Below are 17,594 nucleotides of genomic sequence, written 5' to 3' on the forward strand. Positions count from 1 at the left end.
GTGCGGGAAACGCCTTCGCCGTTTAGCGGTTTTGCAATCTGTCAAGAAAAATACGCACGCTTTGCTTGTTTTCCATAATCGGAGAATAAATGTAGGAAAACATCCGGTAAAACGGCGGGTGCTTCAAGCGGATGACTGACAGATGGCCGTGCTCGATGTCGCGGGCGACGACGCTGCGCGACAAAAGGGACAAGGCGTTGCCGTTAATCAAGGTTTCTTTAATGCCTTGGTTGCTGCTGATGATCATGAGCGATTGGACTTTCAGCCCGTTCGAGCGGATGAAATGGTTGAAATATTCCCTTGTCCCCGATCCGACTTCGCGCGCCACCCACGCTTCGTCCTGCAAGTCGGCGATGGTCACTTCCTCTTTTTGCGCCAGTTTGTGGCGGTTGGAAGCGATGATGACGAGCTCATCTTGCATGAACGGATGAACGGATAATTCTTTTTCGTTCGTTTGTCCCTCGATCAAGCCGATGTCAACTTGATAAGACTTGACCCATTCGACAATTTCTTTTGTGTTGCCGATCATCACTTCAAGTTCCAACTCTGGATAGCGCTGTTGGAAATCAGGCAACAGGGGCGGCAAAATATATTCTCCAATCGTAAAGCTGGCGCCGATTTTCAATTCCCCTTTTACGGACTGGTGGTGCTCTAAAATGTCTTGTTTTGTCTGTTCATAAAGCGCCACCATTTGTTTGGCGCGGTCGTATAGGAGCTCGCCGGTCGGCGTCATGCGCAGCCGCTTGGGGGAACGGATGAACAGTTTCGTCTGAAATTCTTTTTCCAAATTTTTGATGTGCAGACTGACGCTTGGCTGTGACAAATGGAGAATTTCTGCAGTCTTGGTGAAGTTTTTCACTTCGGCTAAGGTGATGAACGTTTTTAATTCTTCATAGTACATGCCCGCCTCTCCTCCGTTCCGATGATGACGGTACTATTAGAAATGCTAATAGTTTTAATAATTTATATTTATTTTACTAATGTTTTGTTTTGCGGTAAAGTGTAAATATGATACCCTCGCTAAAGTATACTTGGCTTATAGGAATAATGGAATTTGGTGTTCGTTCTGTCGTTGAGATCGAAACGACGCCAATCGTTCCATTGTATTTTATATTGTGAGGTGGACACCGTTGCAGCTGCAAGTAACCAACAGTCCGTTTACCCAGGAGCAGATCGAGCTCCTGAACCGTTTGTTGCCGACGCTGACGCCATCGCAAAAGCTTTGGTTGAGCGGGTATTTGGCTGCGGCCGAGGCGGCGGTCACCGTTTTGGACGCCAATGCGCCGGCGCTGTTTGCCGGAGGCGGCAAGCCGGTTTCGAAAGAAGTGACCGTTCTTTACGGCTCGCAAACCGGCAATGCGCAAAAATTGGCGGAAAAAGCGGGCAAGGCGCTCAAGGAGCGCGGGTTTGAGGCGAAAGTGTTGTCGATGCTTGAGTTTAAGCCGAACGAATTAAAGAAAGTGGAGACGCTGCTCATTGTCGTGAGCACGCATGGGGAAGGCGATCCGCCGGACAATGCGGTGTCGTTTTACGAATTCCTCCACAGCAAACGGGCGCCAAAGCTCAACCATCTTCGCTTCTCTGTCTTGGCGCTCGGCGATACATCGTACGAGCATTTTTGCCAGACGGGGAAAGATTTCGACAAGCGGCTCGAGGAGCTGGGCGGAACGCGGTTTTATCCGCGCGTCGATTGCGATGTCGATTACGAGGAAGCAGCAGCGAAATGGCTTGACGGTGTGCTTGGCGAGTTGAGCAAAGAGGCAAACGCCAACGTTGGAGCGGCGCCGCTTTTGTCGGTTGTCTCCGCCGCGCCGAAAGCGGAGCCGGCTGTCGTCTATTCGCGGAAAAATCCGTTCCCAGCCGAGGTGTTGGAAAACATTAACTTAAACGGCCGCGGGTCGAACAAGGAAACGCGCCATCTCGAATTGTCGCTGGAAGGATCGGGCTTGAAATATGAGCCGGGCGATGCGCTCGGCATTTTCCCGAAAAACGATCCGGAGCTTGTCGACCTTGTCATCCAAGAAATGAAATGGAATCCGGAAGAAACGGTGACGATCGATAAAGATGGGGAAGTGCGGTCGCTGAAAGAAGCGCTCACGTCGCATTTTGAAATCACTGTTTTGACGAAAGCGCTGTTGCAAAAACTGGCGCCGTTATCGAAAAACAGCGCGCTTCAAGAGCTTGTGGCGCCGGGCAATGAGGCGAAGCTGAAAGAATACGCCAAAGGCCGCGACTTGCTCGATGCCTTGCGCGATTTCGGCCCGTGGGACGCTGCGCCGCAACAACTCATTTCCATCCTGCGGAAAATGCCGCCGCGCCTGTACTCAATCGCGAGCAGCTTAGCCGCGTATCCAGACGAGGTGCATTTGACGATCGGGGCGGTTCGCTATGAGTCTTACGGCCGCCTGCGCAAAGGGGTGTGCTCAACCTTTTGCGCCGAGCGCGTCCAAGTCGGCGACACCTTGCCGGTCTTTGTGCAGCCGAACCCGAATTTTAAGCTGCCGAAGGATCCGGACACGCCGATCATCATGATTGGTCCAGGAACCGGGGTAGCGCCGTTTCGGGCCTTTATGCAAGAGCGCGAGGCGACAGGCGTGAGCGGAAAATCGTGGCTGTTCTTTGGCGATCAACATTTTATGACCGATTTCTTATACCAGACGGAATGGCTCGCGTGGCTGAAAAGCGGCGTGCTGACCAAAATGGATGTCGCCTTCTCGCGCGATACGGAGAAAAAAGTGTACGTTCAGCACCGAATGCTCGAACGAAGCAAGGAGCTGTTCGGCTGGCTTGAGGAAGGCGCCGTCGTCTACGTATGCGGCGATAAGGAACATATGGCACGCGATGTGCATCAGACGTTGATTGACATTATCGAAAAAGAAGGCGGTATGAGCCGCGAACAGGCAGAAGCGTATGTCACTGAGATGCAAAAGCAAAAACGGTACCAACGCGATGTTTATTAATCGAAAAAGGAGTGGGAAGGAAAATGGCGAAAGTCATCTTAACGGCGCCGGACGGACCGCCAAGCGATGTCGAGCGCATCAAGCGGGAAAGCCGTTACTTGCGCGGCACGCTTGCTGAAACGATGGAAGACCCGCTCAGCGCAGGCATTCCCGATGATGACAACCGGCTGATGAAGTTCCACGGCAGCTACTTGCAAGACGACCGGGATGTCCGCACCGAGCGGCAAAAACAAAAGCTTGAGCCGGCGTATCAGTTTATGATCCGCGTCCGCACGCCGGGTGGGGTGGCGACGCCGGAGCAGTGGCTGGTCATGGATGAAATCGCCCGCAAATACGCCAACGGCACGTTGAAACTGACGACGCGTCAAGCGTTTCAATTGCATGGCGTCTTGAAATGGAACGTGAAAAAGACGATGCAAGCCATCAACAGCGCTTTGATGACGACGCTTGCCGCTTGCGGCGACGTCAATCGGAACGTGATGTGCAACCCGAATCCGTACCAATCGGAAGTGCACGCGGAAGTGTACGAATGGGCGAAGCTGATCAGCGACCATTTGTTGCCGCGGACACGGGCGTATTATGAAATTTGGTTGGATGATGAAAAAGTGGCGGGGACGCCTCCAGTCGACGGTGAGGAAGAACCGATTTACGGCCCGACCTATTTGCCGCGGAAATTTAAAATCGGCATCGCCATTCCGCCGTCTAACGATGTCGATGTGTTCTCGCAAGACATTGGGTTCATCGCTATTGTCGAGGACGGCAAGCTCGCCGGGTTTAACGTCGCCATCGGCGGCGGCATGGGGATGACCCACGGCGACAAAACAACCTATCCGCAGCTCGCCAAAGTGATCGGCTTCTGCCGTCCGGACCAAGTCGTGGACGTGGCGGAGAAAATTATGACCGTGCAGCGCGACTACGGCAACCGCTCGTCACGCAAACACGCCCGCTTCAAATACACGATCGACCGGCTTGGCTTGGAAGCGGTCAAAGAGGAAATTGAGCGCCGCCTGGGCTGGAAGTTTGAGGAAGCGCGTCCATACCATTTTGAACATAGCGGCGACCGCTACGGCTGGGTCGAAGGCGTCAATGGAACGTGGCATTTCACCCTCTTTGTCGAAGGCGGCCGCGTCAAAGACTACGATGATTACAAGCTGATGACCGGCTTGCGCGAAATCGCCAACGTTCATACCGGCGATTTCCGGCTGACGCCGAACCAAAATTTAGTCATCGCCAATGTGACGAGCGAGAAAAAACCGGAAATCGAGGCGCTGATCGCCAAGTACGGCTTGACCGACGGACGCCGGTACACCGCCTTGCGCCGCAACGCGCTCGCCTGTGTGGCGCTGCCGACATGCGGTCTCGCGATGGCGGAAGCGGAGCGGTACTTGCCGAAACTGCTCGATAAAATTGAGGAAATCATCGATGAAAACGGCTTGCGCGACGAAGAAATCACGATCCGCATGACGGGCTGTCCGAACGGTTGCGCCCGCCACGTGCTCGCTGAAATCGCCTTCGTCGGCAAAGCGGTCGGCAAATACAACATGTACCTCGGTGCCGCCTTCAACGGCACGCGCCTTGGCAAACTGTACCGCGAAAACATCGGCGAAGAAGACATTTTGTGCGAACTGCGCGTCCTTTTGTCCCGCTACGCGAAAGAGCGGCTTGACGGCGAACGTTTTGGCGACTTCGTCATCCGCGCCGGCATCGTCAAAGAAGTCACAGACGGAACGAATTTCCATGATTAAGATGATGCGGATTCATTTTGGCTGGGGCTGACCTAAAAAGTCGTCTGTCTTCAAGATCAGCATCCAGTGCACATATAGCGATGGAAGAAGGTGTCCCAATCCTTTTGGGCACCTTCTGTTTTTCTGTAAACATCACTCGTCAGTGAGCCGTGATGTTCATGCTGGGGCGAGGAGCAACATTTCCTCATGGATGTTTTTGTCGCCAACGCACGATGATCGGCCATCTTGTTGTCATTTCGTCGCATGAATGTGAATTTACGAAATATTTGAACTGTAGTAGTATGGTAGTAAAGCGATAGGTTGTTTGCGACGGCACAGTCAAACATTGTTTCAAAGAAGGCTGGCCGTTGTGATGATGTTCAAGGAAAGGAGAATGGATCATGACGGCAGGAGCAAGACAAACGTATTTGAATTACATTAACGGTCAATGGATCCCTTCATCCACAAACCAAACCGAACCGAGCATCAACCCAGCCAATATTCACGATATTGTCGGCTATGTGCAGCAATCCGGCATCGAGGACTTGAACGCCGCGGTCGAAGCGGCGGGACGAGCGCAACCGGCATGGCGGAAATTGTCTGGCCCAAAACGCGGGGAGTATTTGTTCCGCGCAGCTGACGTTCTTGAGCAACGGCTTGATGAGATTGCGGAAACGGTGACAAGGGAAATGGGGAAAACGCTCCCGGAAGCGAAAGGGGAGGTGCAGCGGGGAGTAAATATTTTGCGCTACTACGCTGGAGAAGGAATGCGTTCCATCGGCGAGGTCATTCCTTCTACGGACAGCGAGGCGCTCATGTTTACAACCCGCGTGCCGCTTGGAGTGGTCGGCGTGATCACGCCATGGAACTTTCCCGTCGCCATCCCGATTTGGAAAATCGCTCCCGCTATCGTCTATGGCAACACGGTGGTGTTTAAGCCGGCGCAGGAAACGGCGGTCACGGCGGCCAAAATTATGGAGTGCTTTGACGAAGCCGGATTGCCGGCCGGGGTCGTCAACTTGGTGATGGGGAAAGGGTCGGTGATCGGCAACGTCATGGCCGAACATCCGCATATTCACGCGATCACCTTCACCGGTTCCAATGAAGTCGGCAAAATGATCGCCCAAAAAGCGGTGGCCAGAGGGGCAAAGTATCAGCTGGAAATGGGCGGCAAAAACCCGGTCATTGTGCTGGAGGACGCTGACCTTGACCGCGCAGTCGAAGCGACGATTAGCGGCGGGCTGCGCTCGACGGGGCAAAAATGTACAGCGACAAGCCGCGTTTTCGTGCAAAGCGCTATATACGAACCGTTTAAACGGCGGTTGTTGGCAAGGATCAAGGAACTGAACATCGGCAATGGACTCGCGGACGGCGTTTGGATGGGACCGTGCGCCAGCCAGAAGCAGTTGGAGACGGTGCTTTCTTATATCGAAAAAGGAATCGAAGAAGGGGCGACATTGCTTTGCGGCGGCCGCCGCTTGGACGACGGGGAGTTCGGCAACGGATTTTATGTGGAGCCGACGGTGTTTGAGAACGTATCCCCGGACATGACGATCGCCCGCGAGGAAATTTTCGGGCCGGTGCTCGCCTTAATCAAAGTGGAGACGTTTGAGGAAGCATTGGCGTTAGCCAATGACACGCCGTTTGGATTGAGCGCCTCGATTTTCACAAAAAATATCGGCAAGATGCTCGCGTTCATTCAGGATATCGAAGCCGGGCTTGTGCGGATTAATGAGGAAAGCGCAGGAGTTGAACTGCAAGCGCCGTTTGGCGGCATGAAGCAGTCGAGCTCCCATTCGCGAGAACAAGGGCGGGCCGCTCTTGAGTTTTTCACGGCGATCAAGACGGTGTTTGTAAAAGGATAAGACATTGATGAAAGTGCGCTGCCGGTTAGGCAGGGCGCTTTTTTTCGCGCGAGGGGAGGAAAGGTGATTGTCGGTGCGTGAACGGTTTGCTTACAATAGAAAAAAAGAAAAAGAGCATGTGCGAGAGGGGGAGTGGCATGAGCCAACCGGATGAGCAACGCCGGTATACGCTGGGCGAGTTTTTTTCTTTAGCTGGAGACGAGCGGATGGAGCTGTACGAAGGAACGATTGTGTTAATGTCCCCAGCTCCTTATGAGCATGAAGGTGTGGTCGCCAATTTGATTGCCGAGTTTCGCATGGCGTTAAAAGGAAGTTCTTGCCTTGTATTTGGAAGCAATCTCCAAGTCGTTTTTTTGTTTGAAGACGAACAAAAAGGAAAGCGAAACGTGACCGTGTTGCCGGATCTAGCCATTATTTGCGACCGAACGAAACTGCGCCAAGGGCGGTGTTATGGCGCCCCTGACCTTGTGGTGGAGGTGTTGTCGCCGAGTACGGCCCGCAACGACCGCCTGCTTAAGCCTCATTATTATGAGAAAGCGGGAGTCCGTGAGTACTGGCTTGTCGATTACCAGCACCAGACGATGGAAAAATACGTTTGGCAATCGGGGACATTTCAGCTAGAAGACGTGTACGATGTCGCCAACGGGATGGCTGCATCGACCGTGTTTCCCGAGGTGCGTTTTTCCGTGAAGGAGATTTTTGCGTTTTTGTCGTCGTAAAGAGCGGCACAGGCACATACAAAATAACAACAAGCATAGCTCCCGACTCCAAGAAATGGTCTGTATCGCGAAACGCGCAGCAGAGTCGGACTCGCCAGTGTTGATGATGGGGAAAGCGGAACCGGCAAGGAGCCGTTCGCCCAGGTGATTCATCAGGAAAGCCCGCGGACTGGCCGCCCATTCGTCCTTATAAACTGTGCGGCCATTCGTGTCGCTTTGCTGGAAAGCGAATTGTTCAGCTATATGGACGGATTTCCCCATGCGAAAAATGGTAGGTCTTGAGCGCTACGCTTCGCAGCACGGGGAAGCCCAAACGTTCGTTGTTGACGGTGCTGTCTTGCACATGTATCGAGCCGGTTGCCGTGTGTTCGATCAGGTGGCTTCCCGCAGTCGGTAAGGAAAAGAGAATAGCGCTGCCGCTGACTGTTTCGGCTGCCATGCCGCCTTCCCCGCCCGACCAGTTCGGTTCGTTCCCGCGCATTTTGCGCGGTGCACGGTCCAAAAACGGCGAAAAAAGGGGAGGTGTGCATGGCGGTTTTTCTTTCGTGAAACGAAACATGACCTTGATTTATCAAAAGTTTGGACAGTTGACGTTTTTGGTCAATCATACAAGTTGACATAACCACATTTTATTTTTCGAGGGGTTGGAAGGGGTGTGCAAAATGGCCCCTTGCTGCCTTAGAAAATCAATGGTAAAATGAAGGTGCTCTTGAAAGAGGAAGGCCTCGTTTAGAGGATTGAAACAAATTTTCGTTTCTTTCTTGAATGAGCGCAATAACGTCCTTGAAAGAGGAAGGCCTCGTTTAGAGGATTGAAACAACAGAACGCGTAGATGTTTCTGTTCACTTGATCGATCTTGAAAGAGGAAGGCCTCGTTTAGAGGATTGAAACTTGCATGTACCCTGATTTCAGATATTTTTCCTTATCCTTGAAAGAGGAAGGCCTCGTTTAGAGGATTGAAACAGTGGGGTGGATGCCGCGATCTTCCGCCCAGACCATCCACTTGAAAGAGGAAGGCCCCGTTTAGAGGATTGAAACAAACATTTTAGTGCCCGATTAGCGGTTTCTCTCGCCTTGTAAGAGAATCGTTTCACATGGACATGGAGAATGGTATTCCCCGCTTCCGTTTCGCAGGAGGCGGGGTTGTTTTTCGGCTAGAAATGGATGCAGGAAAACCGTTTGCCATGGCGAAATAATGGAAACACGAGCACTTTTTCGCGGATAAGAAACGCCGCAGGCAAGGCGGCGTGGGGGAGGGGGCGTGCGATGGCAAACGGCAGCAGGAAAGCAAAAGGAGCAGCGAGGGCGCGGCTTGAGCTGGTTAAAGAGCTTTTTCCGGAGGCGGTGGCGGGCGAAGCGATCGACTGGGAGCGGCTGAAAAAGGCGCTTGGCTGCCAGGCGGAGGACGAAGTGTACGGGTTTACATGGCCGGGAAAAGCGGAGGCGAAGCGGTTGGCGGAGGCGCCCGTTGCGGGGGTGCTGCAGCCGGACCGGGAGAAAAGCAAGAGGTGGGAGACGACAAGCAATTGGTACATTGAAGGGGATAATTTGGAAGCGTTAAAGCTTTTGCGCTCCTCGCATGAAGGAAAAGTGCAAATGATTTACATTGATCCGCCTTACAATACAGGAAAAGCGTTGACGTACAAAGACAATTGGCGCAAGCGAAAACGTGCCGCTTCAGGTTTAGGGCGGGAAGAGGCGCGTGCCCATGCCGGCTGGCTCAACATGATGTATCCTCGTCTTTGGGCGGCGAAGGCGTTGTTGGCCGAAACAGGGGCGATCTTTATCTCTATTGATGATACGGAGCAGGCGAATTTGAAAAAGGTGTGCGATGAAATTTTCGGTGAGCGGAATTTCGTTGCGACGTTCATTTGGCAGCGGGCGTTTTCGCCGGTGAATATGAACAAGTTTGCCTCGCGCAACCATGATTTTATTTTATGTTACGCGAAAAACATCGATCGCCTGGCTTGGTACGGATTGCCGCGCCATCCGGAAGCGGACGGGCGGTATGCCAACCCAGACAATGACCCGCGCGGTCCGTGGACGTCCGGTGATTTGTCGGTCGGCCCGCCGATTCCGGAAAAAATTTATGACATCGTGACCCCAAGCGGCCGGATTGTTTCGCCGCCCCATGGGTATTGTTGGCGGGTGACGAAAGAGCGCTTTGCCGAGTTGGCGGCGGACAACCGCATTTGGTTTGGTAAAGACGGCAACGGGGTGCCGCGCTTAAAGCGATTTTTGCGCGAGGTGAAACCGACGATGACGCCGCTCACGATCTGGACGCATGACGAGGTGTCCCACTCGCAGGAGGCGAAAAAGGAGCTGAAGGAGCTGTTTGACGGGGTGGCGGTGATGGATTACCCGAAGCCCGTCAAGCTGATTCAGCGTATGATCGCATTGACGACGAAGAACGATGACGTCATCCTCGACTTTTTTTCCGGCTCGGCGACAACGGCCCATGCGGTGATGCAGCAAAACGCCGAAGACGGCGGCCGGCGGTCGTTCATTATGGTGCAGCTTCCTGAACGGCTGGCGGAAACGTCAGCGGCATATCGGGCTGGGTTTCGGACGATTTGCGACATCGGTCGTGAGCGCATTCGCCGCGCGGGGGAGAAAATCGTTTATGAAACGGGGAAGACGGAGCTTGATATCGGTTTTCAAGTGTTTCGGATTGAACGGAAATCAAACCAGCCCGATCGCTAGGCGAACGGGCTGGTTCCTTGACTAGGTGAATGAAAGGCGCTGTCTCCGCTGTCCATCGTTTCGGGCGTTTTTTACAACGACGCCGCAGCCCAACGGTCATTGATAAAGACATCGTATTCTGCGGCAATCGTTTCTTTGAGCTCCGCTAAAGACGGGATGCCGTCGGCGAAAGTATAGGTGTCAAGGAGAATGAGGGAGTATTCGTCGCCGGGATCAAATACGATGGTGACGACTTCTTCCGTGCCGGCGTCCACTTGCCGGACGGTGTCGCCGTCTTCCGGTTCAACGAGTACGTTTTGGTATGTTTCATGAATCACGTAGTAGCCTTCTTGCAATTGTTCAGTGAATAAATGTTCGATGTCTGTCAGTTCGTGGACAATCATGATTTAAGTCCTCCTAACTTGTGAAATCATTCTCAATGTCAGTATATAACGTAGTCGCTGTCGATATAATAGATGCTGTGGAAAGTTCGAAAAGTTGTCATGTTTGTATGCCAAGCGTAGATAAGGTTGGGTTGCAGGATTGATAAGGGAAAATAGCAGCTTCCTGCAAAAGAAAGCGCCCTCGTGGGAGGGCGATGTCAACGTTTAACCAGTGACACTGCTTGCCTTCTGTCATCGATAGGCTGTTTAGGTGTAAATGATGCATTATTTTGCGATTTCTGTCGGACTGTTATGTTTTGAATCGAAAAGGGTGATTTGTTCATACTCGCCTTCTTTTAATATGCTTTGGTCGTTTTTCATTAAGTAGGTGTAGACACCGATTGCAATGAACAATCCAAATGTCCACGCGTTGTCCCAAAGAAAACGAAGTGGTGGTATGAATAAACCAAGTACAGGAATAACGACTCCCACAATCAGTGCGTACACTCCGTTTTTGTTAAACCCATTTGCATAATTGTAACGGCCATTCGGTTTGTACAGTTCTTTTAAGTGCAACTGTCTTCGGCGAACGAGCCAATAGTCGGCAATAGCAATGCCGTCAATGGGTCCAAGCAAAGCGGCGTATGTGCCAAGCCAGCCGAATATATAATTTCCAAAGTTGGACATAATATACCACGGCTGCAATAAAATAGCGAATAGTCCTGTGATAATCGCGCCAATTCCAAATGTAATTCGCTTCGGATATAAATTTTCGATCGCTCGGGCAGGGGCAACCACGTTGGCACCCACATTAATAGTTACAGAAGAGATGACAATAATAATAGTCCCTAATAGAATGACAAATGGGGGAAATTTAGCTAACAGCTGCACGGGATCCCAAATGGCTTGACCAAAAATCACAATGGTTGCAGAGGTTACGGCAATTCCAATAAATGAAAAAACAGTCATTGTAATAGGTAAGGATAAACTTTGAGCCACCATTTGTGATTTCTGACTCTGTGCGTATCGGCAAAAATCAGGGATGTTTAATGCCAATGTGGCCCAAAAGCCGATGACGCCAGTTAAAGAAGGGAAAAAGACTTTCAAAAATTCACCAGTTGTTTCGAACTTAGAAGGAGTCTCTAAAATCGGTCCCCATCCTCCGGCGTTTGTAAATGCCCAAATGAGCAAAATGATGGAAGAAATCCCGACAACAGGTGCAGCCACTGCGCTTAGCTTTTTGATGCCCTCTGGGCCCCTATAAGCAATACTGATATTTAAGATCCAAAATAATGCAAATACAATGGCTGTATGTCCCGGTAAATTCCCCCACGAAGAGAATGATGCCATAAGTAATGTGTCAATGGCTTCTGTTCCGATCCACGTATTGATTCCAAACCATCCGGCTGCTACAAGGGCCCGGGCTAAAGTGGGAATATGGGCGCCTTTATCTCCAAACCAAAGCCGGGCAAACACAGGATAAGGAATCCCGAATTTTGTTCCTGCATGGGAGTTTAATAAAATCGGAATAAGGACGATCACGTTCCCCAGAAAAATGGTACCAACAGCTTGCCACCAGTTCATTCCCAAAGCAATCATGCCGCTGGCCATGGTGTATGAAGGAATGCATAAACACATTCCAATCCACAATGTAGCAAAATTGATTCCTCTCCATGAGTGTTCTTGCCTTGTTGTTGGACGCAAGTCATCATTCCATAAAGGACTTCCACTGACTTCTTGTGCGGCTTCCTCCGTCAAGACCACAATCCCATTGTGTTCAATTTGTGTTTTCATTCATATCCCCCTTTTTAAAAATCGAGTGTATAAAAGAGAAATTTAAGAAAATTCTATCTATAATATGTAAATTTTTCATTATACGATTTGTCAAATAAGAAAAAGAGAAATCTATTCATTATGTAAAATGTGTAAATATTCCTCACATTTTGATGTTCTCAACCCTAAGGGACAGCTTCGTCTAGCTGTATATTTATTTCGCTGAAATTTACATAGTGAACAATCAATGTTTTCTATTATTTAACAAAGTGTATAATGAAAAGTTGGTGATTTACTATGTAGAATATTCTTAAAGTTCAGCCTAATTTTGAAACCAGATAAAATGAAGAAGGAGTGATTGGAGCATGGCTGACCAAGTGACCATTGGTTTGATCCAAGCTTCTCATAATGTGCATGGGGACGAGCCGGTCGAGGTTCACAAGGAAAAGGCGATTGAAAAGCATGTCAAGCTTGTCAAGGAGGCAAAAGATCGGGGAGCACAAATCATCTGTTTGCAAGAGATTTTCTATGGCCCGTATTTCTGCGCCGAGCAAAATACAAAATGGTATGAGGCGGCGGAAGAAATTCCAAATGGTCCGACGACCAAAATGTTTCAGGAAATAGCAAAACAGCTGGGAGTGGTGATCGTTTTACCGATTTATGAAAGGGAAGGAATTGCTACTTACTATAATACGGCAGCTGTCATTGATGCCGATGGAACCTACTTAGGAAAGTATCGCAAACAGCATATTCCGCATGTCGGGGTAGGAAACGAGGGCTGTGGATTTTGGGAGAAATTTTATTTTAAGCCTGGGAATTTAGGCTATCCGGTATTTGATACCGCATTTGCCAAGATCGGCGTTTATATTTGTTATGACCGTCATTTTCCCGAGGGAGCGCGGATTTTAGGACTAAAAGGCGCTGAAATTGTGTTCAATCCATCCGCTACGGTAGCAGGTCTCTCCGAATATTTATGGAAACTGGAACAACCGGCTCATGCCGTGGCCAATGGCTATTACGTGGCTGCCATCAATCGGGTTGGATATGAAGCACCGTGGAACATGGGAGAGTTTTACGGGCAGTCTTACTTGGTTGATCCTAGAGGAAACTTTGTGGCCATGGGCAGCCGTGATCAAGATGAAGTGGTGATTGGCGTCATGGATAAGAAGATGATTCGGGAAGTGCGCGATACTTGGCAATTTTACCGTGATCGTCGTCCGGAAACCTATAGTGAAATGACGGCTTTAATTCCATAGAAAGCAATGAGAAAGGGGAGGAGGGAATGACTCTATTCCCTTTCTTTGAAAATGACGCGTGGAGGGGGATGGAGATGGAGCAATCACGTTTGGAAAAGAACTTTGAAGAAGTAGAGCCCGGTTTGACAGATCGAGAAGCAATGGAAGAAGCGAATCGATGTTTGTACTGTTATGACGCTCCCTGTATTCGAGCCTGTCCGACAGGGATTGATATCCCTGCTTTTATCAAAAAAATTGCTTCTGGGAATGTAAAAGGGTCAGCGAAAACCATTATGTTGTCAAACCCGGTTGGCGCCAGTTGTGCAAGAGTGTGTCCGACAGAGGAATTATGTGAAGGGGCTTGTGTTTTAAATCATTCTACAAAACCCATTATGATTGGAAAATTGCAGCGATATGCAACCGATTGGGCGATCCGAAATAAAGAAGTGTTATTCCAAGCGGGAAGAAAAAATGGAAAAACAGTGGCGGTTGTTGGTGGCGGTCCTGCTGGATTATCATCGGCCAGAGAACTAGCTCGTCTTGGATATGAAGTGACCATTTTTGAAGCGGAGAACCAAGCAGGCGGGCTAAACACGTATGGAATTGTTTCTTTCCGCCTCCCTCAAGATATCTCGTTGTGGGAAGTCAGTCAAATCAAAAGCTTAGGTGTGCAAATTCGCACAAATACAAGAGTTGGTAAGGATATTGAAGTGAACGAGCTCCTAGAATGTTATGATGCTGTTGTTTTAGCTGCTGGCATGGGGAAAGTGCCAAAGTTAGGAATCCCGGGAGAAGATTTGGACGGAGTATATGATGCCATTGAGTTAATTAAAGAGACGAAAACAAAACCGTTGACTGATCGACTGGTGGGGAAAAGGGTAGTTGTGATAGGTGCGGGAAATACCGCGATTGATGCAGCTACCTGTTCAGTGCGTCTAGGAGCGGAAAATGTAAAAATTTTATATCGCCGGACGAAAGAAGAAATGACAGCTTATGAATTTGAGTATGAGTTTGCCAAACAGGATGGTGTTGAATTTCGTTGGCTAACAGCACCGAAACGGATTATTGGCGACAGTAAGGGCCAGGTTACTCATGTTGAATGCGTTCGGATGGAATTGGGAGAACCAGACGTTGATGGTCGTCGCCGCCCTCTTCCAGTTAGGGGATCGGAATTTATTATGCCTGTTGATGTTGTCATTAAAGCGATTGGGCAAGAGCGTCATATCGAATTGATTGAAGCTTTTGGATTAGAGCATGATCATGGCGTAGTCAAGGTGAATCCTGAAACTTATCAAACGTCCAATCCGAAGGTGTTTGCTTGTGGGGATGTGATTTTTGAAAGAGGAAAAGGCGAAGCGATGGTGGTGGTGGCAGCGCAGCAGGGGAAGGAAGCAGCCTATGGGATTCATCGATATTTGACAAAGGCAGTAAGCGAAACGGCCTAAATGAGAGGAGGGAACCGCAATGGCTGATTTAAGCATAAACTTAGCGGGAATCAAGTCCCCCAATCCATTTTGGCTCGCTTCCGCCCCTCCCACCAACTCGGGGTATCAAGTGCAAAGGGCATTTGAGGCGGGTTGGGGAGGAGCGGTATGGAAAACATTGGGGGAACCTATTTTGAATGTATCGTCCCGATTTGCAGCAATCAGTTTTAATGGACAACGAGTCATGGGCTTTAACAATATTGAATTAATCACGGATCGTCCTCTTGAGGAAAATTTAAAGGAAATTTATGAGACGAAAAAACGTTTTCCTGATCGGGCTATCGTTGCTTCTTTGATGGTCGAGCCCAAACGCGAAAAATGGCATGAGATTGTGAAGCGAGTAGAAGATGTGGGCGTGGATGGGTTGGAACTCAATTTTGGCTGTCCGCATGGAATGGCGGAACGGGGGATGGGATCGGCATCAGGCCAAGTGCCAGAATTGGTCGAACGACAAACATATTGGGTCAAAGAGGTGGCACGCACCCCTGTCATTGTCAAATTAACTCCTAATATCACCGATATTACAGCGACCGCTGAAGCGGCTGCCCAAGGCGGGGCAGATGCCATCAGTTTGATCAACACCATCAATAGTCTTATGGGGGTGGACTTAGATACGTGGAATACGATTCCACATGTAGCAGGAAAGGGGGCGCACGGGGGATACTGCGGTCCAGCAGTAAAACCGATTGCTTTAAATATGGTGGCCGAATGCGCGCGACACCCGCGTATCCGCATTCCGATTTCAGGAATTGGCGGGATCTCCAATTGGAGAGATGCCGTTGAGTTCATGTTAATGGGAGCGACAGGAGTTCAAGTATGCACGGCAGTTATGCACCATGGGTTTCGAATTATCGAGGATATGATTGAAGGGTTGAATCACTATCTTGATGAAAAAGGAATTGCTTCCGTAATGGATATTGTAGGGAAATCAGTGTCAAAGTATTCTGATTGGGGAGATTTGGACCTCAATTATAAGGTTGTAGCGCGAATTCATCGTGAGCGCTGTATTCAGTGCAATAAGTGCTACATTTCTTGTGAAGATGCTTCCCATCAATGCATTGAGCGTCTCGTAGACGAAAACGGAAAAGAATATTTAAAAGTGCGCGAAGAAGATTGTGTAGGATGCAATTTATGTTCCATCGTCTGTCCGGTTGATGGAGCGATTGAGATGGTCGAAGTACCAAGCGAACATCCCCCGATGACATGGAATGAACGGCAAGCGGCCCTTGGCCGGCTAAGCGGTTGCAGTGTGGATATCAAGTCATTATAAATTAAGGAGGGTATCATGATGGCAAAATTGGTAAAAAACGGAACAATTGTCACCGCTACAGATATATATGAAGCCGATCTCCTCATTCAAGATGGGAAAATTGCAGCAATCGGGAGAAATTTAGATGAGAGCGGAGCGGAAGTGATTGATGCCACAGGTTGCTATGTGTTTCCAGGAGGCATTGATCCGCACACCCATTTAGATATGCCGTTTGGCGGCACTGTGACAAAAGACGACTTTGAGTCGGGGACGATTGCCGCTGCATTTGGCGGGACGACGACCATTATTGATTTTTGCTTAACAAATAAAGGTGAGCCCCTGAAAAAAGCGATTGAAACTTGGCATAACAAAGCGACGGGGAAAGCGGTGATCGATTACGGGTTCCATTTGATGATCAGTGAAATAACGGACGATGTGCTTGAAGAGCTTCCAAAAGTGATCGAAGAAGAAGGAATTACCTCCTTTAAAGTATTTATGGCGTATAAAAATGTGTTTCAAGCTGATGATGGAACCTTGTATCGGACGCTAGTCGCGGCAAAAGAACTCGGAGCGCTTGTCATGGTGCATGCCGAGAATGGAGACGTGATTGACTATTTAACGAAAAAAGCCTTAGAGGACGGACATACTGATCCGATTTATCATGCATTAACGAGACCCCCAGAACTGGAAGGAGAAGCGACGGGGCGCGCCTGTCAATTGACAGAACTTGCTGGTTCGCAATTGTACGTTGTTCATGTATCGTGTGCTCAAGCGGTAGAGAAAATTGCTGAAGCGCGCAGTAAGGGGTTGAATGTATGGGGTGAAACATGTCCGCAGTATCTGGTGCTCGATCAGTCCTATTTAGAAAAGCCGAATTTTGAAGGTGCTAAATATGTATGGTCACCGCCGCTTCGTGAGAAATGGCATCAAGAAGTGCTATGGAATGCCTTGAAAAACGGCCAACTGCAAACACTCGGATCTGACCAATGTTCGTTTGATTTTAAAGGCCAAAAAGAATTAGGAAGGGGAGATTTTACCAAAATCCCCAATGGCGGTCCTATTATTGAGGATCGGGTGAGTATTCTTTTCAGTGAAGGAGTGAAAAAAGGGAGAATTACTCTCAACCAGTTTGTTGATATTGTATCAACAAGAATCGCCAAATTGTTTGGTCTATTCCCGAAGAAAGGAACCATTGCCGTCGGTGCGGATGCGGATTTAGTGATTTTTGATCCAACAGTTGAACGGGTGATTTCAGCCGAAACACACCATATGGCTGTGGATTATAATCCGTTTGAAGGGATGAAAGTAACAGGGGAACCGGTGTCGGTTTTATGTAGAGGAGAATTTGTGGTACGTGATAAACAATTTGTCGGGAAACCAGGGTACGGCCAATATGTTAAACGCGCGAAATATGGGGCGCTAATGGCCAACCAAGATGTGGTGAAAATGTCCTAACATAAATAAACATTGAACACCAACAAGCTGTACCTGGCGGTAAGGATGCGGGTGACGACGAGAAT

Annotated in this window: 14 protein-coding genes and 1 CRISPR repeat array; of the genes, 10 read left to right on the top strand and 4 right to left on the bottom strand. The window is 49.5% G+C overall.

The genetic code is table 11. From position 1 onward, the window contains the following. Window positions 1-22: 22 nt before the first annotated feature. The gene (locus tag ETC05_RS02470) at window positions 23-901 is read right to left on the bottom strand and encodes a LysR family transcriptional regulator (protein WP_171660287.1); all 879 of its coding nucleotides are present in this window, start codon (window positions 899-901) and stop codon (window positions 23-25) included. A gap of 229 nt (window positions 902-1,130) precedes the next feature. On the opposite strand from ETC05_RS02470, the gene ETC05_RS02475 reads away from it, so the two are divergent. From ETC05_RS02475 to ETC05_RS18170, 5 genes are all read left to right on the top strand, one after another. Then, the gene (locus ETC05_RS02475) at window positions 1,131-2,960 is read left to right on the top strand and encodes an assimilatory sulfite reductase (NADPH) flavoprotein subunit (protein WP_171660288.1); all 1,830 of its coding nucleotides are present in this window, start codon (window positions 1,131-1,133) and stop codon (window positions 2,958-2,960) included. A gap of 23 nt (window positions 2,961-2,983) precedes the next feature. Beyond that, window positions 2,984-4,705, top strand: coding sequence for an assimilatory sulfite reductase (NADPH) hemoprotein subunit (gene cysI / locus ETC05_RS02480; protein WP_171660289.1), 1,722 nt, complete (start codon window positions 2,984-2,986; stop codon window positions 4,703-4,705). A 380-nt stretch (window positions 4,706-5,085) separates the two neighbouring features. After that, window positions 5,086-6,549 (top strand): alpha-ketoglutaric semialdehyde dehydrogenase GucD, encoded by a 1,464-nt coding sequence (gene gucD / locus ETC05_RS02485; protein WP_171660290.1) that lies wholly within the window; start codon window positions 5,086-5,088, stop codon window positions 6,547-6,549. Window positions 6,550-6,686: 137 nt separating this feature from the next. After that, entirely contained in the window at window positions 6,687-7,268 is a 582-nt protein-coding gene (locus tag ETC05_RS02490) for a Uma2 family endonuclease (RefSeq protein ID WP_171660291.1), read from the top strand. Window positions 7,269-7,412: 144 nt separating this feature from the next. Continuing rightward, window positions 7,413-7,550, top strand: a complete 138-nt coding sequence (locus tag ETC05_RS18170) for a sigma 54-interacting transcriptional regulator (RefSeq protein ID WP_368668025.1) — start codon at window positions 7,413-7,415, stop codon at window positions 7,548-7,550. Here ETC05_RS18170 and ETC05_RS02500 read toward each other — a convergent pair. Continuing rightward, window positions 7,504-7,707, bottom strand: a complete 204-nt coding sequence (locus ETC05_RS02500) for a hypothetical protein (RefSeq protein ID WP_171660094.1) — start codon at window positions 7,705-7,707, stop codon at window positions 7,504-7,506. The genes ETC05_RS18170 and ETC05_RS02500 overlap by 47 nt on opposite strands. Before the next feature lie 269 nt (window positions 7,708-7,976). Further along, a CRISPR array of direct repeats spans window positions 7,977-8,306; the repeat unit is 36 nt; unit sequence CTTGAAAGAGGAAGGCCTCGTTTAGAGGATTGAAAC. 228 nt (window positions 8,307-8,534) lie between these two features. Between ETC05_RS02500 and ETC05_RS02505 the strand changes: the two genes are divergently transcribed. Then, window positions 8,535-9,971 carry a site-specific DNA-methyltransferase gene (locus ETC05_RS02505; RefSeq protein WP_171660292.1) on the top strand — a complete coding sequence of 479 codons (1,437 nt, stop codon included), beginning with the start codon at window positions 8,535-8,537 and terminating at the stop codon, window positions 9,969-9,971. A 71-nt stretch (window positions 9,972-10,042) separates the two neighbouring features. On the opposite strand, the gene ETC05_RS02510 is transcribed toward ETC05_RS02505, so the two are convergent. Continuing rightward, complete coding sequence (locus ETC05_RS02510; RefSeq protein ID WP_031410110.1) at window positions 10,043-10,354, bottom strand: hypothetical protein; 312 nt, start codon at window positions 10,352-10,354, stop codon at window positions 10,043-10,045. Window positions 10,355-10,618: 264 nt separating this feature from the next. Further along, complete coding sequence (locus ETC05_RS02515; RefSeq protein ID WP_031410108.1) at window positions 10,619-12,127, bottom strand: NCS1 family nucleobase:cation symporter-1; 1,509 nt, start codon at window positions 12,125-12,127, stop codon at window positions 10,619-10,621. A 344-nt stretch (window positions 12,128-12,471) separates the two neighbouring features. On the opposite strand from ETC05_RS02515, the gene ETC05_RS02520 reads away from it, so the two are divergent. From ETC05_RS02520 to hydA, 4 genes are all read left to right on the top strand, one after another. Further along, entirely contained in the window at window positions 12,472-13,362 is an 891-nt protein-coding gene (locus ETC05_RS02520) for a nitrilase-related carbon-nitrogen hydrolase (RefSeq protein ID WP_031410106.1), read from the top strand. A 74-nt stretch (window positions 13,363-13,436) separates the two neighbouring features. Further along, complete coding sequence (locus ETC05_RS02525) at window positions 13,437-14,786, top strand: NAD(P)-dependent oxidoreductase (RefSeq protein WP_171660293.1); 1,350 nt, start codon at window positions 13,437-13,439, stop codon at window positions 14,784-14,786. 19 nt (window positions 14,787-14,805) lie between these two features. Then, complete coding sequence (gene preA / locus ETC05_RS02530; RefSeq protein ID WP_031410103.1) at window positions 14,806-16,095, top strand: NAD-dependent dihydropyrimidine dehydrogenase subunit PreA; 1,290 nt, start codon at window positions 14,806-14,808, stop codon at window positions 16,093-16,095. Between the two features lie 18 nt (window positions 16,096-16,113). Next, window positions 16,114-17,529: a dihydropyrimidinase gene (gene hydA, locus ETC05_RS02535; RefSeq protein WP_031410101.1), complete on the top strand. Its 1,416-nt coding sequence runs from the start codon at window positions 16,114-16,116 to the stop codon at window positions 17,527-17,529. The last annotated feature ends 65 nt before the right edge of the window (window positions 17,530-17,594 follow it).

It is taken from the genome of Geobacillus sp. BMUD, from assembly GCF_013096845.1.
In the GTDB taxonomy this organism is placed as follows: domain Bacteria; phylum Bacillota; class Bacilli; order Bacillales; family Anoxybacillaceae; genus Geobacillus; species Geobacillus vulcani.